18 protein-coding genes are annotated in these 22158 nt (G+C 40.3%); 7 read left to right on the top strand and 11 right to left on the bottom strand.

What is annotated here, in order from left to right; translation table 11 throughout:
- Positions 1 to 53: 53 nt before the first annotated feature.
- Together PASHI_RS08935 and PASHI_RS08940 are read right to left on the bottom strand one after the other, a co-directional pair.
- The gene (locus PASHI_RS08935; RefSeq protein ID WP_062565321.1) at positions 54 to 1226 is read right to left on the bottom strand and encodes a putative manganese transporter; all 1173 of its coding nucleotides are present in this window, start codon (positions 1224 to 1226) and stop codon (positions 54 to 56) included.
- Between the two features lie 71 nt (positions 1227 to 1297).
- Entirely contained in the window at positions 1298 to 2923 is a 1626-nt protein-coding gene (locus tag PASHI_RS08940) for a M28 family metallopeptidase (RefSeq protein ID WP_062565322.1), read from the bottom strand.
- 110 nt (positions 2924 to 3033) lie between these two features.
- Here PASHI_RS08940 and PASHI_RS08945 point away from each other — a divergent pair, with 110 nt between their 5' ends.
- From PASHI_RS08945 to PASHI_RS08960, 4 genes are all read left to right on the top strand, one after another.
- Positions 3034 to 3846, top strand: coding sequence for a DUF3025 domain-containing protein (locus tag PASHI_RS08945; protein ID WP_062565323.1), 813 nt, complete (start codon positions 3034 to 3036; stop codon positions 3844 to 3846).
- Positions 3843 to 4631 (top strand): ABC transporter ATP-binding protein, encoded by a 789-nt coding sequence (locus tag PASHI_RS08950; protein ID WP_054561430.1) that lies wholly within the window; start codon positions 3843 to 3845, stop codon positions 4629 to 4631. The genes PASHI_RS08945 and PASHI_RS08950 overlap by 4 nt, the downstream gene beginning before the upstream one ends.
- A complete protein-coding gene (locus PASHI_RS08955) occupies positions 4624 to 5832 on the top strand; it encodes an ABC transporter permease subunit (protein WP_062565324.1) in 1209 nt (402 codons plus the stop codon). Before PASHI_RS08950 ends, PASHI_RS08955 begins: the two co-directional genes overlap by 8 nt.
- A 172-nt stretch (positions 5833 to 6004) precedes the next feature.
- Positions 6005 to 9043: an ATP-binding protein gene (locus PASHI_RS08960; RefSeq protein ID WP_062565325.1), complete on the top strand. Its 3039-nt coding sequence runs from the start codon at positions 6005 to 6007 to the stop codon at positions 9041 to 9043.
- Here PASHI_RS08960 and PASHI_RS08965 read toward each other — a convergent pair.
- The 6 genes from PASHI_RS08965 to PASHI_RS08990 form a co-directional block, all read right to left on the bottom strand.
- A complete protein-coding gene (locus PASHI_RS08965) occupies positions 9040 to 9873 on the bottom strand; it encodes a UDP-2,3-diacylglucosamine diphosphatase (protein ID WP_062565326.1) in 834 nt (277 codons plus the stop codon). The genes PASHI_RS08960 and PASHI_RS08965 overlap by 4 nt on opposite strands.
- 141 nt (positions 9874 to 10014) lie before the next feature.
- On the bottom strand, positions 10015 to 11739 hold the full coding sequence (locus PASHI_RS08970; protein ID WP_062565327.1) for a proline--tRNA ligase: 1725 nt from the start codon (positions 11737 to 11739) through the stop codon (positions 10015 to 10017).
- A 113-nt stretch (positions 11740 to 11852) separates the two neighbouring features.
- Positions 11853 to 12557, bottom strand: a complete 705-nt coding sequence (tsaA, locus tag PASHI_RS08975) for a tRNA (N6-threonylcarbamoyladenosine(37)-N6)-methyltransferase TrmO (RefSeq protein ID WP_062565328.1) — start codon at positions 12555 to 12557, stop codon at positions 11853 to 11855.
- A 99-nt stretch (positions 12558 to 12656) separates the two neighbouring features.
- Complete coding sequence (locus PASHI_RS08980) at positions 12657 to 13229, bottom strand: outer membrane beta-barrel protein (protein WP_062565329.1); 573 nt, start codon at positions 13227 to 13229, stop codon at positions 12657 to 12659.
- Positions 13230 to 13468: 239 nt separating this feature from the next.
- The gene (locus PASHI_RS08985) at positions 13469 to 13933 is read right to left on the bottom strand and encodes an acyl-CoA thioesterase (RefSeq protein WP_054561436.1); all 465 of its coding nucleotides are present in this window, start codon (positions 13931 to 13933) and stop codon (positions 13469 to 13471) included.
- Between the two features lie 103 nt (positions 13934 to 14036).
- Complete coding sequence (locus PASHI_RS08990) at positions 14037 to 15683, bottom strand: electron transfer flavoprotein-ubiquinone oxidoreductase (RefSeq protein WP_062565330.1); 1647 nt, start codon at positions 15681 to 15683, stop codon at positions 14037 to 14039.
- 193 nt (positions 15684 to 15876) lie between these two features.
- Here PASHI_RS08990 and PASHI_RS08995 point away from each other — a divergent pair, with 193 nt between their 5' ends.
- Complete coding sequence (locus PASHI_RS08995; RefSeq protein ID WP_062565331.1) at positions 15877 to 16626, top strand: electron transfer flavoprotein subunit beta/FixA family protein; 750 nt, start codon at positions 15877 to 15879, stop codon at positions 16624 to 16626.
- Positions 16627 to 17553: an electron transfer flavoprotein subunit alpha/FixB family protein gene (locus PASHI_RS09000; RefSeq protein ID WP_054553908.1), complete on the top strand. Its 927-nt coding sequence runs from the start codon at positions 16627 to 16629 to the stop codon at positions 17551 to 17553. It abuts the gene before it with no gap.
- 65 nt (positions 17554 to 17618) lie between these two features.
- Here the strand turns inward: PASHI_RS09000 and PASHI_RS09005 are convergent, their stop codons facing one another.
- Together PASHI_RS09005 and asnS are read right to left on the bottom strand one after the other, a co-directional pair.
- Entirely contained in the window at positions 17619 to 18548 is a 930-nt protein-coding gene (locus tag PASHI_RS09005) for a substrate-binding domain-containing protein (protein WP_062565332.1), read from the bottom strand.
- A gap of 153 nt (positions 18549 to 18701) precedes the next feature.
- Positions 18702 to 20099 carry an asparagine--tRNA ligase gene (gene asnS / locus PASHI_RS09010; protein WP_054553906.1) on the bottom strand — a complete coding sequence of 466 codons (1398 nt, stop codon included), beginning with the start codon at positions 20097 to 20099 and terminating at the stop codon, positions 18702 to 18704.
- 271 nt (positions 20100 to 20370) lie between these two features.
- Between asnS and PASHI_RS09015 the strand changes: the two genes are divergently transcribed.
- The gene (locus PASHI_RS09015; RefSeq protein ID WP_054561441.1) at positions 20371 to 20805 is read left to right on the top strand and encodes an ATP-binding protein; all 435 of its coding nucleotides are present in this window, start codon (positions 20371 to 20373) and stop codon (positions 20803 to 20805) included.
- A 50-nt stretch (positions 20806 to 20855) separates the two neighbouring features.
- Here the strand turns inward: PASHI_RS09015 and bioA are convergent, their stop codons facing one another.
- A complete protein-coding gene (bioA, locus tag PASHI_RS09020; protein WP_062565333.1) occupies positions 20856 to 22148 on the bottom strand; it encodes an adenosylmethionine--8-amino-7-oxononanoate transaminase in 1293 nt (430 codons plus the stop codon).
- Between the last annotated feature and the right edge of the window lie 10 nt (positions 22149 to 22158).

The raw sequence follows: 22158 nt of genomic DNA on the forward strand, positions 1-22158 counted from the left end.
GCATTAAAAAAACCAGCCTCGGCTGGTTTTTTTAATTGTAAATATTGTCTTTGCTATATGCTGTAAAAATACAATCCATAACCGAGTAACAGCGCTGGAATTGTTGAATACACCGTCGCGATTAAGGCCGCTTTTGGCGCTAATGCAATAGCTGGGAATAGGGCATCGCCGTCATTTGAAATTGCATTGGCTGCCATCGCACTAAATGGAATAATACCCTGAATATAGAGTGTCATTACGACGATTTGTGGACCGCAGCCAGGTAATAAGCCAATAGCCACAGCCACCAGCGGTGCAAGATAAGCATACTCAGAAAACCAGACTGTTAAATCAACACCGACTAGGTTAACGAGAATTTCAAACAGCATAAAGCTGGCAACAACCCAGGCAGTAACAAAGTGTGTGTCCATTAACACTTTCGTTAGTTTTGAGGGAGGTGTGCAAGGCGCTTCTTCACTGGTTACTTGCTTATAACTGCTGCCTTTAGAAGACAGAGACCACACAACCACGGTGAATAGCGCCATGATCGAGCCAAACAGGGTGACGCCAGTATTAACGCTTTGACTAAATTCGCTAAGGTCAGAATTGGTAGCGATAACAAAAGCAATAATCAAGCTTGGTACTAGGGTAAACTTCCAAATAGGGCGGCTAAATTTCAAAGCTCTTGGTTGGCATTGTGGCTGCTCGTAGTATTCACCTGCTTCGTCAGGTTGAAATTTATCTGGGCTATGAAATGTATTAACTATCTGACCGCTAATAATACCTACAGCAACACCGATTAACATCATTAATAAACCATCAAGCGGGCGGGTTGCTAACAGTAAAAAGGCGGCATCGCCCATGGTTGCGGTTAAGACAGCAACAACAGAGCCAAAGCTAGCCTGCTTTTTAGTAAATTGGGTAACCACAATAATGGCACCCCCACAGCCAGGTAAAGCACCTAAAATAGACGCAAAGCTCACCTCTAGAATGCCTGATTTAGCACGTAAATAGCTAAGCTGTAATTGAGGAAGTCGATCAATAAGGTAGTAATAGATTAATAAGGTGGCTGCAACAAATACAGATACTTGAAAAAAAGCATCACTAAGCGCTTGTAGGGTGAATTCTCGGCTTGCAGGTACCGCTAAAGAAATCAGTAATAAAAGGGGTAAAATTAAGCGTTTATTGTCCGTAATGTAACACCTCGCTTTATTAGGAATAAACCTCGTTTGTGTTAGTGAGAGCATACAGTGCAACCTAAAAATTAATCAGGGTACACTGTATTACGATTTTAAATGAAAATCAATCTCATTTGTATCTATTTGCGTTGAAACTCAGAAGTGGCATTCCAGGTCGGCCATTCTTTTCGTTCTGAGATATCAAAACCTACTTGATAGAATAACTGAAGGTCCTGAACGGCACCTGATAAATCCCATTCATCACGGTAACGGTCGCAAGGCTGATGATAACAACCACGAAGCACTAGGCTCATACGCTTACGGTAATTTGCCGTTTCTTCGTCAAGGGCTTCACTACCACCACCGGCATACATTGCTGGTACACCCATGTTTGCAAATGCAAAGTGATCAGAGCGGTAGTAACCACCTGAAGACGGCTTAGGGTCACCAGATACTGTACGGCCTTGTGCTTTAGCAGCTGTTTCTAGCAGGCTATCCATTTCTGATTTACCAATACCAACAACACTGATGTCTTTTACTTTACCTAATAGGTTTAAGCTATCCATATTGATGTTAGCAACCGTTTGTGATGCTGGGATCACTGGGTTTGCAGCATAATATTTCGAGCCAAGTAAACCTTGTTCTTCAGCAGTAACGGCTAAGAAAGTCATTGAACGGCTAGGGTGCTCAGGTAAGGTAGCGAATGCTTCAGCAACTTCGATTAAACCAGCAGTACCCGTTGCATTATCATGGGCACCATTATAGATTTGGTCACCTTTACGCGTTTTATCTGTACCAAGGTGATCCCAGTGAGCTGAATAAATGATGTGCTCGTCTGGCTTTTCGCTACCCGGTAACGTCGCGATAAAGTTATACGAAATTGACTTTTTGATTGTGTTATTTACTTCAACACTTGCAGTTAGGTCGCCCATATCAACATGGTAAGCGCCTTTTGCCGCATTAGCTTTCATGGTATCGAAATCTAAGCCTGCTTTTGTGAAAAGCTCTTTAGCAACATCAGTTGTTACCCAGCCTTCAACAGCAACACGGTCCATGTTGTTATTTTCTTTTTGGAAACCAAATTGCTCACCGCTCCAAGAGTTTTCAACAACTGACCATGGGTAAGAAGCCGGTGCTGTTTCGTGGATGATAATCGCACCAGCTGCACCTTGACGGCTTGCTTCTTCATATTTGTATGTCCAACGACCGTAATAGGTCATGGCATCGCCGGTGAATAAATCAGGGTTTTTCGTCGCAAAACCAGGATCGTTTACCAGCATAACAACTGTTTTGCCTTTAACATCTAGGCCTTCGTAGTCGTTCCAGTTGTATTCTGGTGCATTAACACCGTAGCCAACGAATACTAATTCAGAATCTTTAATGCTTTGCTTAGCACTAATACGGCTGCTACCCATTACCATATCCTTTTTGTATTGGTAATCTTTGCCGCCAATGGTAAGTACCATGTCTGAATCAGCTTCTAGTGAAACAAGCGGTACTTCTTGTAAGAAGCTATCACCGTTACCCGGCTCAAAACCCAATGCTTTAAATTGGTCGGTTAAATAGGCAAGCGTTAGCTCTTCACCTTTAGAAGATGGTGCACGGCCACCGAACTCATCAGAGGCAAGCACTTTAATATGCTCTGCAAGTTGCTCTGCGTTAATGCTTTGATAGGCTTTTTCGACATCACTTGATGTGATACTTGTTGAAGCACAGCCCGCAAGAATGGCACTTGCAAGGACTGTCATTGGAAAATAGCGTTTCATAATAGCTCTTTTTTTGTTTTATGGTGGCATTAGTATATGAGGTTCTATTAATGAGAACCAGTTTTTACGGTAAACTACCCACAATACATCAAGAAGTTAAAAAATAAGCAATGAAACGATTTACTGCTCCCGAGCAATGGTCAACACAATACCTCACAACGGGGGCTTTTAGTGACCTAGCGACGCTATTTAATTTAGATAAACTGTCAGATTGGCCATCTTGCCAGTGGTTTAATCAATATCTAAATGCGAAAACTACACAGGGCAAAGCCATAACCTTTGTTGAAGATGAAAAGTTTGCTGATGAAACCCGTTATTATGAGCAAATCATATTTGAGACAGGGCAAGTACCAACAAGACAACAAAATTGGCATGACCTTTTTGGTGGTTTTATTTGGTGTTTATTTCCAAAAACCAAAGCGCTGATTAATCATCAGCATATCGAAGAAATTAAACTGCATGGTCTAAAAGAGCGTAGTAAACATCGAAATGCACTTACTTTATTTGACGAATGCGGTGTGGTGCTGGCAATTACTGAGCAAAGCTGGCAGCAACAATTACGCGACCATCAATGGCAGCAAGCCTTTGTAGAACAACGTGAACATTGGGGTAAAAGCATTAAGCCATTTATGTTTGGTCATGCTAACTACGAAATGCTCACTCAGCCGTATATTGGATTAACGGGTAAAGCATTATTTGTAATTGTTCCTGATGACATATTTTGTAAAGATTTAAGCGAGCAATATGCGTATCTAGATCAACGTCTTTATGAGATGATAAAGCTTGATGATTGTTTGCGTGATAATAAAAATTTATCGCCCTTACCCTTGTTAGGCGTACCAGGATGGTGGACTGACAATGAAAATCCAGAATTTTACAGTAACACTGATTACTTTAGACCGAAACGAAGGAAACGCACATGATTGAAGTGGCCGGGCTTAAAAAGAAGTTTAAGCTAACAAAAGATCATAAAAAAAATAAAACGGACAACGTAGACCCCCGTGAAGATAAAGAATTTTTTCATTCTGTAAGAGACGTCAGCTTTCAATGTAACAAAGGTGAAGTACTCGGTTTACTCGGCCCAAATGGTGCCGGTAAAACAACCACCCTTAGAATGATTTCAACAGCCTTAAAACCAGATGAAGGCAGCATTACCATCTCTGGTCACGATATCGTTAAAAAGCCGTTAGTTGGCCGCAAATCAATTGGATTTCTTTCAGGTAGTACCGGCTTATATGGGCGTTTAACAGTTAAAGAAAACGTTGAATACTTTGCCCGTTTACATGGCATGAGTAAAAAAGCGGTAGCCGCTCGTTGTGATGAGCTATTCACCTTACTTGATATGCACAGCTTTATTGATAAACGCGCCGAAAACCTTTCAACAGGTATGAAGCAAAAAGCCAATATTGCCCGTGCTGTTGTTCATCATCCTGATGTGGTTATTCTTGATGAGCCGACAACTGGTTTAGATATTATGACTACGCAAACCGTAATTAACTTTATTCGCGGCCTTAAAGAGCAGGGCACACCAGTTATTTTTTCAACGCACCATTTAGATGAAGTTGCCTTACTTTGTGACCGTGTTGCAGTGATAAACCAAGGTATTAGTTGCTTTGATGGCACCTTAGATGAGTTTAAACAAACAGGTCAAAGTGAAGAATTAAACCAAGCGTTTATGAATATTTTAACGGAGAGCCGTGATGTTTGAAGTATTTAAAAAGGAATTAAAAGAGCTGTTACGTGACCGTAAAACATTGATATTCGTTGTTGCACTACCGGTTGCTATCTTCCCACTGTTATTTGCTGTTATGGCCTTTATTAGTTCACAAGCGGCGTTAGAGGCAGAACAAGAGGTCCATACTTACGCTATTATCAATGGCAATTACGCACAAGATTTTACAGATAAGGTGTTTTACCATAAGAGCTTTGCTTTATATAAAGGCGACGAAACCTTTAATACGGTAGAAGATCTCACTAAAGCGGTAAAAGCAGGCACCATAGACATGGGTATCTATTTACCGTCAGACGCTAAGCAAACCTTAGATGATGCAAAGCAAAGCGAATGGCAAGTTGTGTATAACGACGCAAAAGCAATTAACTTCTTATTTGACCGTGTAAAAGAACTGGCAAAAGAATATGGCGATACGCTGCGTACAAACAAACTATTAAGCTTTGGTGTATCAGAAGAGCAACAAGCTGCCATTATCGAGCCTATTAAATTTGTGAAGGTCGACACTGCAGATAAACGTGAAAATCTTGGCGAGAAAATAGGCGGGTTTATTCCTTATCTACTTATTCCTCTGGTATTGATGGGCGCAACGTATCCGGCGATTGATTTAGGAGCTGGTGAAAAAGAGCGTGGTACGCTCGAAACCCTTCTACTTACACCAATCACCCGTACACAGCTGGTGTTAGGTAAGTTTGTAACCTTACTTGCTTCTTCTATTGCGACAACCACCATTACTGTACTCAGTATGGGTGTGTGGATATCAGTGGCCATTGCATTCGTAGATTTAGCAGTTGTTAAAAACGCATTTAGCTCTTTAACCGTATTAGATTTAGGGCTGATTTTTGTGTTGTTATTACCTATTGCTGCAATCTTCTCATCATTAGCGTTGGCTATTTCAATTTATGCGCGAACCTTTAAAGAAGCGCAAAACTACATGGCACCACTTAGCATGGGTGTAATTTTTCCAATTATGGTTGCCTTGATGCCAAATGTTGAACTGACGAGCAAAACAGCATTCATTCCTGTTACAAATGTAGCTTTGGCAATCAAAGAAATTATTAAAGGTACAGTTGATTACACACTCGTGGGTTTAATTTTCTTAGCGACAGTGATTGTGGCAGGTGCATTACTCGCGTTTTGCGTTAAATGGTTTAATAAAGAAGATGTCTTATTTAGATAAGAGATACTGATTTTACCTAATAATAAAGCACCATTTTGGTGCTTTATTTGTTTGTAAGCCAAGCTAAGTACCTGCCAATCCTTATTACTTAATATATTTTCTGTATACTCCGCTTTTATTACTATTCTCTCCTATACTCTAAAGCAGAGTAGAAAAGAAGGCTTTCGATTCAATGGATTCTGGACATTCAGCGCATTTCTATCAACGTTACAAATTACCAATACTCGCTTTTTGTATTCTCTTGCTATTGGCTATTTTTGTATCTGTAAAGTATGAATACGACCTTAGAGAGGATGTGTTCAGCCGCACCTTTGAACAGATGCAGAGAGAGCTCGACACTAAAGAAAGTGTATTAAAAACAAGTTTAAGAGAGAATATTTCTGCACTTAACTTTTTAGATTCAACGCCGCCAGTGCTTGCAATTATGCGCGCTACCAATGATCAAAATATAGATCCCGTGTTAGGCACGCCTATCTCGGCATGGAAAGATCGCCTAGCAAAAATCTTTACTGGTTTTATGTCAACAGATAAAGACCTCGCACAAGCTCGCTACATTTATATTGCTGATAATGGCAAAGAAGTTGTGCGGGTTGATAGTTTAAATGGTCAGGCTTATAGAGTGCCTGATGACAAGTTACAACACAAAGGCCAACGTGATTACATGCAAATCACAGCAGAGCTTGAAAATGGCCAAATTTATATATCACCTATTAACTACAATCGTGAAAATGGCCGTTTACAACAGCCCTATACCAGTACATATCGTATTGCAAAACTAGTAAAAGATGCTGAAGGTAAGCCGTTTGCCGTTTTGATCTTAAACTATTATGCAGCCGATTTGCTTAATAAGCTGACCAGTAACATTGCTGATAATCTGTCTGTGTATTTATTAAATGCGCAGCAACAATTTATCTATCACCCAAAGGAAAAATATCGCTTTAGTTTTGAGCTTGATGACGCTCATTATTGGAATGAAGAATTTAGCAGTAGCCAACAAATGATAGGTGTTGATTTTTTTGACGTAGTAAACCTACCTGAAAAACTATATATAGATAAAATTATTGAGTTTAAAAATGGCGTTCAAATGCAGCCATTGACACTGGCTGTCTCAATAAATACCGATACATTGCTGCATGAAATACATCACAAACGATTAAGGTTTATTGGCATTTTATGCTTAATCATTTTAGTCGTGCTGATGTTATTTATTATCTACCAACGTGACATCAACAGAAAAATTGAGCTGAGTTTTCTTAAAGAAAAGAACAGTAAAATCATAGAAGACTCGACAGATGCCATCATTATGGTTCAGCCAAATGGTGTTATTTGTAATGCGAATGAAACGGCAAAAACGTTTTTTGGTATTACAGAGCAAACCACCCATTTTGATACCTTGTTTAATTATAACGATGAAGATTTTCAAGGGATTGCACAAGCCATTAAAGAAGGGCAGCGTTGCTCGTTTGAAGCGGTTCACATTAGTGAACAGAGCACTCATTATTTCTCGATTACCATGACACCTGTTTTTGATGCAGCGAAGCAGCAATATCAAATAGCGGCAATACTACGCAATATTGATTCACTTAAGTGCGCTCAACATCAACTAGAAAAGCTTAATGTGACACTAGAAGAAAAAGTAAAAAGCCGCACAGCCGAGCTCGAAAAGGCCACCGAAGAAGCATTAGCTGCTAGTAAAGCTAAAAGTGAATTTGTCGCTAACATCTCCCATGAAATCCGCACTCCAATGAATGGTGTCCTTGGCATGCTCGAAATGCTTGAAGAAGAACCATTATCTACTCAGCAAATGCAATATTTACATTATGCAAATACCAGCGCTAACTCATTGATGACACTGATCAATGACATTCTCGATTTTTCAAAAATTGAAGCTGGTAAACTTGATTTAGATAGTCATGAGTTTGATGTTGTTTCAGTGTGCAGTGATTTAATAACATCAATGGCTGTTCAAGGTCAGAAAAAAGGTATTGAAATACTGTTCGATGCGCATGCTATTACTAAGCGTGCTGTAATGGGTGATAGCCACCGCTTAAAACAAATTCTCAATAATTTACTCAGTAATGCATTTAAGTTTACCCATAAAGGTCATGTTAGTTTAACGGTTAAGGAACAGCTGCATACAGATAAGTCGCTTTGCCTAAGCTTTGTAGTTGAAGATACAGGTATTGGTATTTCGAAAGAAAACCAAAGTAAATTGTTTGAAGTATTTACCCAAGAGGACTCAAGCACAACACGCCATTATGGTGGCAGTGGTTTAGGGCTTTCAATAAGTCGAAAGCTCGCTCAGTTGATGGGCGGTGATATTATCGTTGAAAGTGAAAAAGGAAAAGGAAGCCGCTTTTGTGCAAGTATCACAGTGTCACTCAGTGGCTCATTAAAAGAGCAGGGTACGATTACGGCTTTGAATAACAAACAAGTTGGTTGTGCAGTTTTATATGCTCTACTTGGTCAGAACATTGAAACCCAATTAGAGAAAACTTGTCAGCCTCAGCCATCGAAAGTTTCTCGAATAAGTGATATACCTGAAAATGATTTCAATCAGTTAGATTTACTTATCATTGATCATAAACACCCAGAACTAAATAATGTGTTGAGTTTTGCAAATCGATACCCCGACACCTGTGTATTAATTTTAGGTGTTATGGCATCACTTAAACAAAAAGAAACATTACCGAGCAATTGTACTGTTATTGCAAAACCTGTCACTCCAGATGAATTAGCCTATAAACTCGCGGTTTTATTTAATGATAATAACTCTGTTATTGAGCGTAAAAATACAGATACTAAAGAAATTATTGAGCTTGATTTAACATCTCGTTCAGTGCTTATCGTCGACGATAACATGATTAATATTGAGGTGAGCAAAGCCATTTTAAGAGATAGCCATGTTCATATTGAATCAGCCAGCGATGGTCTTGAAGCAATTGAGGTATTGAATAATAGCGAAACTCAATTTGATCTGATCTTGATGGATTGCCAAATGCCAAACTTAAATGGGTATGACTGTACCAAAGCAATCAGGCAGGGAAAAACAGGCGAGAAATACCAAGATGTGGTGATCATAGCCATGACCGCAAGTGCGATGGCTGGCGATAGAGAAAAATGCCTCAGTGTTGGTATGAACGACTATATCACCAAGCCAATTAAACAAGCCACATTGCGTAAAAAGCTATCAATGTGGCTGAAGGCTTAAGCGGCATCGCGTTCTTTATTAAATGCAGGTTTAGGCGTTAATGCACTAATATCAGCAGAGTGAATCACTTTTTGTGTTTCACTCCAGTGCAATAACTCAATACGGCCAGAGCTGTTTTCAACTAATGCAGTGCAGCTCTCAATCCAGTCGCCATCATTGCAATACAAAATTCCATCAACCACTTTAACGGCTGGGTGATGAATATGCCCACAAATGATGCCATCGACGGCTTGTTTTTTTGCTTCGTGGATTGCCGCTTTTTCAAATGCGTCAATTGCTTCACGTGCTTTATGCACTCGCGCTTTTATCCAAGAGGCCAATGACCAATAATTACCGCCAAATAAACGGCGAATGCGATTAGTCCAACGATTTAAAAAAAGTAAAAAGTCGTATCCTGCATCGCCTGCAATACTGATTAATTTGTTGTAGCGGGTTGCTGAATCAAAATCGTCGCCATGCAACAGTAAAAACCGTTTGTTGGCTTTTGTGGTATGAATATATTGTTTATGTACTTCTATACCGAATAATGAATCATTAGCATAATGGCGAAAGGTTTCGTCGTGGTTACCCGGTATATAGATCACTCGAGTGCCGTCTTTTGCTTTTTGTTGAATAAGCGCTAATACATCATAATGGCTAGGGTGCCAAAAGAACTGTCGTTTCATTGACCATAAATCGACAATATCACCGACCAAATACAGAACATCGCATTCAATCGCATTTAAAAAGTCTAGTAAATACTGCGCTTGGCAGTCTTTATAACCTAAGTGAACGTCGGAAATCCAAACGGCAGGATAGTGGGTTTTACTACTGCAAGTGGTGTTATTCATGGCATTTACTCATGGTGTAATAAAGTAAATGCTAGGCAGAATCAATGACAGTTAAAAGACGCTTTAGCGAAACATCTATGACAATTAATAAAACAAAAAAACCGCCGAAGCGGTTTTTTAAATTTTGTAGAGCTGACTTAATTAGCCTTTAACAAGTGCGGCAATTTCGGAAGCGGCACTGTCTAAATCAAGCATTAGCTTTTCACCAGTACGACGGTTTTTAAGCTCCACCTTATTTTCATCAAGGTTACGCTCACCAATAACTAGCGTGAAAGGCACACCTAGTAATTCCATGTCGTTAAACATAACGCCAGGGCGCTCTTTACGGTCATCAAACAACACATCTAAACCTGCATCTTTTAAACCTTTGTAAAGGTTATCTGCAATGTCAGGAATACGATGAGACTTATGCATGTTCATAGGAACAATCGCTAAATCAAAAGGCGCGATAGGTTGCGGCCATTTAATACCGTATTGGTCGTTGTTTTGCTCAATAGCGGCAGCTACGATACGTGATACACCAATACCGTAACAACCCATTGTCATTACTTGGTTTTTACCTGATTCACTTAATACGCCTGCTTTCATTGCTTCTGAGTACTTAGTACCAAGTTGGAAAATATGGCCAACTTCAACACCGCGTTTAATTTGCAGTGAGCCTTGGCCACACGGGCTTGGGTCGCCTTCCACGATATTACGGATATCAGCCACTTCGTAGTTTTCTACATCGCGATCCCAGTTGATACCGCTGAAATGTTCACCATCTTTATTAGCACCAGCTACAAAATCAGCCATTACGTTAGCTGTGCGGTCAACAATGATTGGCATTGATAGGCCGACTGGGCCTAATGAACCAGGTTTTGCGCCAATAGCAGCAACGATATCTTCTTCTTTTGCCATTTCAAGCGGTGAGTCTACAAGCGGGTGTTTCTCAGCTTTTAACTCGTTTAGATCATGGTCGCCACGTAATACAAGGGCAACTAAACCACGTTGTTCGTTTTCATCTGGTGCGCCATACACGATTAATGTTTTCACTCCGCGATGAGGTTTAACACCATAGTGCTCTTTAAGCTCAGCAATTGATTTTGCATCAGGCGTTGGGAACGCTTTTAGTTCTTTGCTTGGAGCTGGGCGCTCTTCAGTCGGTGCCAGTGCTTCTGCTTTTTCGATATTTGCAGCGTAATCACTTGCATCACTAAATGCGATTGCATCTTCGCCTGATTCGGCAAGTACATGGAACTCATGTGACACGCTACCACCAATTGAACCTGTATCAGCGATAACAGGGCGGTAATCAAGACCAAGGCGCTCGAATATGTTGCAGTATGCTTTGTGCATTACTTGGTATGTTTTCTCTAAACACTCATCACTTAAGTGAAAAGAGTAAGCATCTTTCATGGTGAATTCACGGGCACGCATTACACCAAAGCGAGGGCGAACTTCGTCACGTACTTTAGTTTGTACTTGATATAAAGTAAGTGGTAATTGCTTATAAGAGCTCACTTCTTTACGTACAAAATCAGTGATCACTTCTTCGTGTGTAGGCCCAAGTGCAAATGGACGGTTATGACGGTCATTAATACGAAGTAATTCAAGACCAAACTGCTCCCAACGACCAGACTCTTCCCACAGATCAGCTGGTTGGATAATTGGCATTAACATTTCGATAGCGCCTGCTTTATCCATCTCTTCACGTACAATGTTTTCTACTTTTTTAAGTACGCGTAAACCAGAGGGCAACCATGTATACAAACCCGACGCAACGCGGCGGATCATGCCTGCTCGTAGCATTAATTGATGAGAAACAATTTCAGCATCAGACGGAGTTTCTTTAAGTGTTGCGAGTATATATTGACTGGTACGCATCTCTATTCCAAGTAGTGTTAAAATTATTATCGTTTACTCAAGACGTTTGAGTAGTAACAAGGCGCTAAGTTTACCAGTGGACGCACTGACACTAAAGCGCTATATGCTAAAAACTAGCATTTTTCAATGCTGGTCACTGTATTATGATTATTTTGAACATGCCACCTAATATTAAAATCATATAGGGTCATGCCATAGCTTTGATCAGACTCGCGTTGTTTTTTATAAGCTGGGCGAGGATCTTGCTTTAATACATTGGTGATAAACGCTTTTAATTCAGGTTGTTCGGTCTGTTTTTCGATAAACGCAAGGGCTTCATCGCTAAACTCGACACTCATATCGGTTTCTGGTCGGGTATCGGCAAAACCAGCACTGGCATCCGTCATGGCATCTGAATAGGGTAAGTAAGGCTTAATATCTAAAATTGGTGTGCCATCAAGTAAATCGATACCGGATAATAACAAGCTTAACTGACCATTTTTATATTCTATGCCCTCTAATTTTACGGCACTCATGCCAATTGCATTGGGGCGAAAGGTGGCACGTGTCGCAAATACACCTTTACGTTCATTACCGCCTAGGCGAGGGGGTCTCACCATCGCTGAATACCCCTTATCAGCGGTTTCATGAAATCTGAATAGTAGCCAAATATGGCTGAATTCATCGAGGCCGCGTACAAACTCTTCACGATTAAAATCGCTACTAAATACCAGCTTTGCTTTCGCTTCAGGAACCAAACGAGGTTGGCGAGGTATGGCAAACTTTTGTTTGTATGGAGATTGAATGTGGCCGACGGCAGTTAATTGGTATTCGCTCATTGTGCATTGTCGTTATGGAAATCTGCCGACATTCTACATGCAAACGTAAAAAAAGGCAGTTGAGACTGCCTTTTTAACAATTAGACTGTTAAGTCTAAATTAAAACATGTATTGGAATGATACAGACGCTACATCCATATCTGGGTCAATGTCATCTTCTAATTCATAGCGTTCATACTCTAAACGAACTTGCATGTTTGTTGTGAACGCATATTCAATACCTGCACCATAAAACACGTCGCCGCCATCTGTATCGGCACTGATGCTGCCAAGCTCGCCTAGGTCTTGCTCAATTTCAGCATCCCACTCTAGCCAACCACCTTTGGCATAAACAGAAAAGCTATCTGTAATTGGGGCTGCTAAGCGTGCTGCTAATGAAACACCGTCAATTTCAGCTTTAGAATCGATATCGCTTACTTCATCAAAATTTTGATAAGCAAGTTCAAGGCTTAAGTACTTGTTAAACTGAGTACCAATATAACCTTTTAGCATTTGTGAATCGTCATCAAAGTCAGTGTCATTTTCACTGTCTTCAAACTCAAAAGAATATTGGCCGTAGCCGATACCGGTATAAATACGCGGAGAATCCATTTCAGTAATATCTGCATGTGCAGCATTATTAAAACCTAGTAGTGCTAAAGAAAGTGCAGAAAGTGAAATTGCTTTAATCATTTAATAGCTCCTTTATAAAATAAATAAACGAATGTTTCGCGTCATTCACAAGGAGTATTGCAACGGCAATGCCAAGCTGAAAACAAAGCCTAAAGTATTGTTTTTAGGCTTTATAAAGTGGTTTTTTGTTCAGTTTGTTGAAACTGTAATCAGGCATTCAGTTTGGCAGTCGTAACAATTTCAGGGTGCTCTGTAGAAGTTACTAGGTACAGTTTATAATTTTTTGTTGCTTTAAATTTTTAGGCTTTTTGTAAAAGGGTTTCTGTTTCTATCGCGATCTCTTTCATTTTTATCGCATAGTTTTCGATTTTCTTTTCTTCGTCAGTTACGGCTGTATATGAAGGGACTTCGATTGGGTAGCCTGCTTCATCCATCGCTATAAAACTAATAACGCAATGGTTGGTTTCAACTAGGTTTTGTGTTTTTGGGTCGCCACAGCGTACTTGAATAAAGATTTGCATGCTTGTTTTACCTGTATGGGCAATACTGGCTTTAACTTCGACTATTTGGCCAACCAAAATAGGGCGCTGAAACTTTACACCCGCAACAGAAACAGTTACGCAGTAATGACCGCTCCAACCTGCAGCACAGGCGTAACCAGCTTGGTCAATCCACTTCATTACCACACCACCATGAACTTTACCGCCAAAATTGACATCAGTAGGTTCAGCTAAAAAACGAAAGGTTACACTTGAAGACGGCATACTTTACTCACTTTTATAAAACACGACATTTTCAGCATAGCCTAAAAAAGGGGCCGAAGCCCCTGCAATTTAGGATAAATTTTAATTAAATGAGTAACGTGCGTTACATATTAGGGTAGTTTGGCCCGCCAGCACCTTCAGGTGTTACCCAAGTAATGTTTTGACTGGGGTCTTTTATGTCGCAGGTTTTACAGTGCACACAGTTTTGTGAGTTGATCACAAACTCTTTTTCACCTTCAACCTCTTGTACTTCGTAAACACCTGCAGGGCAGTAGCGTTGTGCTGGTTCATCGAATTTATGTAAATTCACCTTAATTGGAATCGAGTTATCTTTTAGCTTTAAATGGCATGGCTGTGATTCTTCATGATTGGTATTTGATAAAAACACCGATGATAATTTATCGAAGCTTAGCTTGCCGTCTGCTTTCGGGTAATCGATTTTTTCGGCCTGATCAGCTGCAACTAATGTGGCATGATCTGGCATGTTGTCTTCAAAATTAAACGGTAAGCTGCCACCAAATAGGTTTTGATCTAGGGTGTTATAAGCACCACCTAAGAACTTACCCAGTTTGTGCATAACAGGGCCAAAGTTACGTGATTGATAGAGCTCTTTGTACGCCCAGCTTTGTTCAAAAGCTGATTTATATTCAGCTAAATCGGCATTTTCTTTACCGTCGCTAAGAGCTGCTACTATCACATCAGCAGCAACCATTCCTGATTTCATGGCTGTATGATTACCTTTGATCTTAGCAAAGTTCAATGTGCCCGCATCACAACCTACAAGTAAACCACCCGGGAAGTGCATTTTTGGTAATGAACGCAGGCCACCTTTGGCAATGGCTCTTGCACCATAGGCTATACGTTCTCCGCCTTCTAAAACATCTTTAAAGACAGGGTGATGTTTCATGCGTTGGAATTCATCAAACGGGCTTAAATGTGGATTTGAATAGTTAAGGTCTACAATTAAGCCCACCACAACTTGGTTGTTATCGCTATGATACATAAATGCACCACCACTGGTATCACCGGTTAACGGCCAGCCTGTACCATGAACTACTGTGCCTTCTTTGTGTTTACTCGGGTCGATTTGCCAAATTTCTTTGAAACCTAAACCGTAATGCTGTGGTGATGCATCTTTATCAAGGGCAAAGTGTTTGATTAGCTCTTTACCTAAATGACCGCGGCAGCCCTCAGCAAATACTGTGTATTTAGCTCTAAGCTCCATACCCGGCATGTAACCATCTTTTTCGTTGCCGTCTTTATCAAGGCCCATATCGCCAGTGATAATGCCTTTCACTGTTTCGTCTTCAATAATCAAAGAGTGAGCACTAAAACCAGGGAATATTTCTACCCCTAAGTTTTCCGCTTGCTCTGCTAAAAAGCGACATACATTACCCATAGAGACAATGTAATTGCCTTCGTTATGGAATGTTTTAGGGCTAGCAAAGTGGGGGATGCTGGTGGCTTTTTCACTGTTATTGAACCAGTAAATATCATCTTGCGTTACTTTAGTGGTAACTGGTGCGCCTAATGACTGCCAATCAGGTAATAATTCATCCAGCGCTTTGGTTTCGAAAACCGCACCCGATAAAATGTGTGCGCCCACCTCAGAGCCTTTTTCTACCACACAGATCATTAATTCTTGTTGTTTTTCTTGTGCTTGTTGAGCCAATCTAATCGCAGTTGATAAACCTGCTGGGCCTGCGCCTACGATGACTACATCAAATTCCATGGTTTCGCGTTCGACCATATAAACCTCTTCTCGGTGACGGACCTGCTGTAAAGAACCTTATTTCATACTTGCAAATGAAACGTTACAGGCTGTGAATACTTTAAGGTTATTTTAGGTTGACGTTTACGTCAACAGGAAGTAGTCTGAATTCATAAAATAAATAAGTTGACGTTTAGGTCAACTTTGAGAACACACAATTGATGGAGTCACGATGAAAGTCCTCGTTCCAATTAAAAGAGTAATTGACTACAACGTCAAAGCACGCGTTAAAGCCGATAAAACGGATGTTGATCTAGCTAATGTAAAAATGGCGATGAACCCGTTTTGTGAAATTGCAATTGAAGAAGCTATTCGTTTAAAAGAAGCAGGGACGGCCACTGAGGTTGTTGCTGTGACTATTGGTAATAAATCATCTCAAGAGCAATTACGCACGGCTTTAGCACTCGGTGCTGATAAAGCCATTCATATTGAAACAGAAGAAAAGCTTGAATCTTTACATGTTGCTAAATTACTTAGCAAGATTGTAGAGCAAGAATCACCTGAGCTAGTTATTTTAGGTAAGCAATCGATTGACTCTGACAACAATCAAACCGGTCAAATGCTTGCAGCTTTAACGGGTCGTGGTCAAGGTACCTTTGCATCTAAAGTCGATGTTCAAGCAGGTACGGTTAATGTAACGCGTGAAGTAGATGGTGGCTTACAAACAGTTGCTCTTAAACTACCTGCTATCGTAACCACAGACTTACGTTTAAATGAGCCACGCTACGCTTCATTGCCAAACATTATGAAGGCAAAACGTAAACCACTTGAAGTAATTGCTGCTGACAGCCTAGGTGTAGACCTTGCGCCTCGCGTGCAGCTGGTAGAAGTAAATGAGCCAGAAAAACGCAGTGGCGGCATCATCGTAGAAGATGTAGCAACATTGGTAGAAAAGTTAAAAACAGAAGCGAAGGTGATCTAAATGAAAACATTAGTGATAGCCGAACACGATAAAGGTGTTCTAAAGCCTGAAACCAATAAAACGATTACTGCTGCTGTTAAACTAGGCTTTGATGTAGATTTACTACTTGCAGGCGAAAACTTATCAGCAATGAGTGAACAAGCAGCATCAATTGCAGGTGTTAGTAACGTACTTATTGCCGATGATGCAGCTTATGCTAATCAACTTGCAGAAAACCTAGCTGATCTAGTTTTATCTTTAGCTGATAACTATTCACACATTGTCGCAAGCGCAACAACAACGGGTAAAAACTTTATGCCGCGTGTTGCTGCACTTTTAGATGTAGCGCAAATCTCTGAAATCATCGACGTTATTGATGCAGATACCTTTAAGCGTCCTATTTATGCAGGTAATGCAATTGCGACAGTTAAATCATTGGATAGCAAAAAGGTTATTACTGTTCGTGCAAGTAGCTTTGATATTGCACAAGAGCAAGCACCAGTAGCTGTAACTAGTGTTACAGGAAAAGGTTCTGTTGGTCTGAGTGAGTTTGTATCAGAAGAACAAACTGAGTCTGAGCGTCCAGAGCTTACTGCAGCACCTGTGGTTATTTCAGGTGGTCGTGGTATGCAAAATGGTGAAAACTTTGCGTTATTAAATGGTATTGCCGACAAACTAGGCGCAGCCATTGGTGCTTCACGTGCTGCTGTTGATGCGGGCTTTGTACCAAACGATATGCAAGTAGGTCAAACAGGTAAAATTGTTGCCCCAGATTTATATATTGCTGTGGGTATTAGTGGTGCGATTCAACACTTAGCGGGTATGAAAGACTCTAAAGTGATTGTTGCTATCAATAAAGACCCTGATGCGCCAATTTTCCAAGTTGCTGACTATGGTTTAGTTGCCGATTTATTTGATGTGTTACCAGAGCTAGAAAGCGCTCTGTAATTCATAACGATTCTGGTTGTTAAAAGCTGTTCACCTTTTTAGGTGCGCAGCTTTTTTTCGTTTAACTATTTTACCGGAAGGTAACCAAACTCAAGCATTTTCTGTTGTATCTTGTTTGATTTAACAATCACAGCGAGCTTGTCGCCAATCTTTTTTGAGCGGGGTGATTGTGTGTTTACTATTAGCACAAGTGGTCTAACAAAGGCATAGTCGCCACTTTGAATTGATTCAACAGAAGGGCTTACACCGTCGATCTCAAGTAACGTTACTCGATTAATACGTCTGTCATTTTCTAATTTACTAATAGCGCCATATGAATCATAGGCAATGGCATTTGGAATACGCTGGACTATACCCAGCGCTTGATTGAACTGATCATAAAGCTCTACTTTTTGTTTAGAAAATAAACCTCTATTACCCGCCATTTTTAGGCGTATGTAATTACTGCCTGGCTCTTGTATATAATCTAAGTTTAAATATTCCAAAAACACATCAAAACTACCATGACTAGTGCCTTTACTAAAAAGCAGGATCTCATCATTTTTTGCGCTTAGCTCGGGAGTATAAGGAGAAACCTCAGACCACGCCTTTAGTTTTCCTTGGTAGATATCCCTCAGCTCTTTAGTGGTAAGTTCAGTGATGTTTAAGTTTTTATTTACAAAAAATGCGATTGCATCTTGGGCTATGATTATTTGCCGCAAAAAGGGCCAGCGTTGTTGCTCTTCTTTTGTTAAATATCGAGAGCTGGTGCCAATATCAATTACATTATCGGCAATGGCTTTAATCCCTTTGTCACTGCCCATTGGCCTAATTTGTATACTATTTCCAAATTCTTGGCTTAAGTCGTCTTTTATATCGACTAATAATTCTGTCACTGTGGTTGAGCCAGCAATAAAAATAGGCTTCGAATAAATATTTTCTTCAATTGCATACGCACTATGTGCAGAAATAAGAGTTGTAGATAGCAAAAGGGCTTTAATAGAGCGAAATAGCATATAGACACAAACTCCTAAATAGTTAGCTTCCTATCAATATAGGCAATGTGTCTGGCTTTGCTAATTCTTTAGGCTGTAAACTTTAAAATATTTAATGATTTACACACAAAAAAGCCGCTCGAAAGCGGCTTTTAAATTATGTGGCGTTACTTATTAGTAAGTCGCGCTGCCTTTTGTACGAGGGAAGGCGATAACGTCACGTACGTTACCCATACCTGTTACATATGCAACTAAACGCTCAAAACCTAGACCAAAACCTGAGTGCGGTACAGTACCGTATTTACGTAGGTCGCGGTACCAGCTGTAATCTTCTTTGTTTAAGCCCATTTCTTCTAGACGCTTATCTAATACATCTAGACGCTCTTCACGTTGAGAACCACCGATGATTTCACCAATACCTGGTGCAACTACGTCCATCGCTGCCACTGTTTTGCCGTCTTCGTTTTGACGCATGTAGAAGGCTTTAATATCACGCGGGTAGTTTTTAATAACTACTGGCGCATTAAAGTGCTCTTCAGCAAGGTAACGTTCGTGCTCAGACTGTAAATCTACACCCCATTCAACAGGGTATTCGAATTTCTTACCACACGCTTTTAAGATTTCGATAGCATCTGTGTAATCAACTTGTGCGAAATCTTTAGTAACGAACTCTTCTAAACGAGAGATAGCTGTTTTCTCAACACGTTGTGCAAAGAATTCCATATCATCACGACGTTCAGTTAATACTGCATTGAAAACATATTTCAGCATGTCTTCAGCAAGTTTTGCGATATCTTCTAAATCTGCGAATGCAACTTCAGGTTCAACCATCCAAAACTCGGCTAAGTGACGAGATGTGTTTGAGTTCTCAGCACGGAAAGTTGGGCCAAAGGTATAGATTTTTGACATTGCTGAGGCATATGTCTCACCATTTAATTGACCAGATACTGTTAAGAATGCTTCTTTACCGAAGAAATCTTCACTGTAATCGATGTCGCCTTTATCTGTGCGTGGTAAGTTTTGCATATCTAAAGTAGATACACGGAACATTTCACCGGCACCTTCACAGTCACTTGCAGTGATGATCGGTGTGCTGATCCAGTAGTAACCTTGCTCGTGATAAAAACGGTGAATCGCTTGTGCTAAACAGTTACGTACACGGGTTACCGCGCCCATGATGTTAGTACGAGGGCGAAGGTGTGCGTGCTCACGTAAATATTCAATGCTGTGACGTTTCGCAGACATAGGGTAGGTGTCTGGGTTCTCAACCCAACCTAATACTTCTACAGAGTTAGCTTGAATTTCGAAAGACTGACCTTGACCTGCAGAAGGCACAAGAACACCTGTTACAGATACAGAACAACCTGCAGTTAAACGTGTTACTTCATCATAATTATTGAGTGAATTAGGTACTACCGCTTGAATAGGATCAAAACACGAACCGTCATGAACGGCTAAAAATGAAATTCCTGCTTTTGAATCGCGGCGTGTACGGATCCAGCCTTTTACTGTTACTTGGCTGTCTACCGCAACCTTGCCTTTTAATAGCTCTGAAATCGCTAAATGGCTCATCTTCACTCCAATGATATAAGTTGCCTAATATAATAATGCTGTGCATTGCACTTGAATCGACTATCTTACCCTCGTAAATCAAATAAAAAAACTATTGAGGCGTACTCTTTAGTAGTTTTTCTTCAATTGAGTAAAATAGCAGCAATATTTTGCGTAAAATTTGCGTTTATTTAAATTCTCGCTGCGCTAATTGGTTATTTTGTGGCATTATTAACAATTCCCAACAGGATAACTGTCCTTTAGTCTTTAATTAAATTGTATAACAGGTGCTATGAAACAAGTTTTTATTCTTCGCGGCTTACCAGGCTCAGGTAAATCATATTACGCACAAAGCCTTGCTGATGAGTTGGTAGCTGGTAATGAAAGTGATTATGTCGTGTGCGCAACAGATGATTATTTTTACAATAGCGAAGGTGTGTATCAATTTGATAAGTACAAGTTATCTGAGTATCACAATCTAAACCTTGCACGCTTTATTAATGCCTTAGCAGAAGAAATTCCGTTAGTAATTGTTGATAACACTAATATTAAAAAGTGGGAATTTATCGCCTATGCACAAGCGGCTACCGCACTGGGTTATCAAGTAAAAGAAGTGATCGTTGGTGAAATTAAAGATAAATCATTGCAGCATCTTTACGCCAAGCGCTGTGAACATAAAGTACCGCTTCGAATGATCAGTAAAATGGCTTATATGTTTGAATGGTAAAGTTTAAAGGAAAAGGAAGCATTAGCTTCCTTTTTTAATTGCCTGGTTTATCAATACGCCTGTTGTTCAATGGCTGCATAAATAGCATTGCATAACTTAGTTAAGCTTTGTTCGTCGCTTATGTAAGGCGGCATCAAATAAATTAATTTACCAAATGGGCGTATCCACACACCTTGCTCTATAAAAAAGCGTTGAATTTTTGCTACATCAACAGCTTGATTAAGCTCAACAACTCCAATTGCCCCCAATGTTCGCACATCAACGACAGCATCAAGCGTCTTACACTTAGTAAGCTGGGTTGTTAATACATCATTTATATGTTCAATTTGTTCTTGCCATGGTTGCTCTAATAGTAAATCAATACTCGCGCAGGCTGTGGCACATGCAAGTGGGTTCCCCATAAATGTTGGGCCATGCATTAATACGCCGGCTTCACCTTCACTAATGCCAATAGCTACTTTGCTGGTGGTTAATGTCGCTGAGAGCGTCATCATGCCGCCCGTTAATGCTTTGCCAATACATAAAATATCTGGCTCTATGTTGGCGTGTTCAACAGCAAACAAGGTGCCGGTGCGACCAAAGCCTGTAGCGATTTCGTCACAAATAAGTAAAACATCATACTTATCACACAGAATGCGTAAGTGTTTTAAGTAATCAGGGTGGTAAAAATTCATGCCCCCAGCATTTTGTACTATGGGTTCAATGATAAATGCAGCAACATCTTGGTGGTGAGCTGCAAAGTAGCTTTCAAGCGTATCAGCTTCTGCAGGGCTAAACTCGCCATTAAATTTAGCACTCGGCGCAGGTACAAAAACATGTTCAGGTAAAAACCCTGAGTACATGCTGTGCATTGAATTAACCGGATCGCAAACGCTCATGGCTGCAAAGGTATCGCCGTGGTAGCCCTTAAGCGGTGTCATTAGTTTTTGTTTGCCGGTATAACCTTGGCTAAGCCAGTATTGAAGAGCCATTTTTATTGCTACTTCAACACTCACAGATCCACTGTCGGCTAAGAACACCTTATCGAGTGACTCAGGTGTCATACTGACTAGCTTTTTACACAGCTCAACAGCAGGCTCATGAGTTAAACCACCAAACATGACATGGCTCATTTTACTAACCTGTGTAGTGATTGCCTCATTTAAAACAGGGTGGCAGTAACCATGAATCGCACTCCACCAAGAGGCCATACCATCTATTAGGCTTTCGCCTGTTTCTAAGAAAATACGATTTGCATTGGCATGACTGACTGGGTAAACGGGAAGGGGCTGAGTCATAGAAGTATAAGGGTGCCAAATATGCTCACGATCAAAATCTAAATCTATTGGTTGTTTATTAATCATATGTAAACTT

This window comes from Pseudoalteromonas shioyasakiensis, from assembly GCF_001550135.1.
GTDB classification, from domain to species: Bacteria; Pseudomonadota; Gammaproteobacteria; order Enterobacterales; family Alteromonadaceae; genus Pseudoalteromonas; species Pseudoalteromonas shioyasakiensis.

Coding starts and splice junctions, on each gene's coding strand:
- PASHI_RS08935 (WP_062565321.1), bottom strand. CDS start 1,226: ATGCTCTCACTAACACAAACGAGGTTTATTCCTAATAAAGCGAGGTGT.
- PASHI_RS08940 (WP_062565322.1), bottom strand. CDS start 2,923: ATGAAACGCTATTTTCCAATGACAGTCCTTGCAAGTGCCATTCTTGCG.
- PASHI_RS08945 (WP_062565323.1), top strand. CDS start 3,034: ATGAAACGATTTACTGCTCCCGAGCAATGGTCAACACAATACCTCACA.
- PASHI_RS08950 (WP_054561430.1), top strand. CDS start 3,843: ATGATTGAAGTGGCCGGGCTTAAAAAGAAGTTTAAGCTAACAAAAGAT.
- PASHI_RS08955 (WP_062565324.1), top strand. CDS start 4,624: ATGTTTGAAGTATTTAAAAAGGAATTAAAAGAGCTGTTACGTGACCGT.
- PASHI_RS08960 (WP_062565325.1), top strand. CDS start 6,005: ATGGATTCTGGACATTCAGCGCATTTCTATCAACGTTACAAATTACCA.
- PASHI_RS08965 (WP_062565326.1), bottom strand. CDS start 9,873: ATGAATAACACCACTTGCAGTAGTAAAACCCACTATCCTGCCGTTTGG.
- PASHI_RS08970 (WP_062565327.1), bottom strand. CDS start 11,739: ATGCGTACCAGTCAATATATACTCGCAACACTTAAAGAAACTCCGTCT.
- tsaA (WP_062565328.1), bottom strand. CDS start 12,557: ATGAGCGAATACCAATTAACTGCCGTCGGCCACATTCAATCTCCATAC.
- PASHI_RS08980 (WP_062565329.1), bottom strand. CDS start 13,229: ATGATTAAAGCAATTTCACTTTCTGCACTTTCTTTAGCACTACTAGGT.
- PASHI_RS08985 (WP_054561436.1), bottom strand. CDS start 13,933: ATGCCGTCTTCAAGTGTAACCTTTCGTTTTTTAGCTGAACCTACTGAT.
- PASHI_RS08990 (WP_062565330.1), bottom strand. CDS start 15,683: ATGGTCGAACGCGAAACCATGGAATTTGATGTAGTCATCGTAGGCGCA.
- PASHI_RS08995 (WP_062565331.1), top strand. CDS start 15,877: ATGAAAGTCCTCGTTCCAATTAAAAGAGTAATTGACTACAACGTCAAA.
- PASHI_RS09000 (WP_054553908.1), top strand. CDS start 16,627: ATGAAAACATTAGTGATAGCCGAACACGATAAAGGTGTTCTAAAGCCT.
- PASHI_RS09005 (WP_062565332.1), bottom strand. CDS start 18,548: ATGCTATTTCGCTCTATTAAAGCCCTTTTGCTATCTACAACTCTTATT.
- asnS (WP_054553906.1), bottom strand. CDS start 20,099: ATGAGCCATTTAGCGATTTCAGAGCTATTAAAAGGCAAGGTTGCGGTA.
- PASHI_RS09015 (WP_054561441.1), top strand. CDS start 20,371: ATGAAACAAGTTTTTATTCTTCGCGGCTTACCAGGCTCAGGTAAATCA.
- bioA (WP_062565333.1), bottom strand. CDS start 22,148: ATGATTAATAAACAACCAATAGATTTAGATTTTGATCGTGAGCATATT.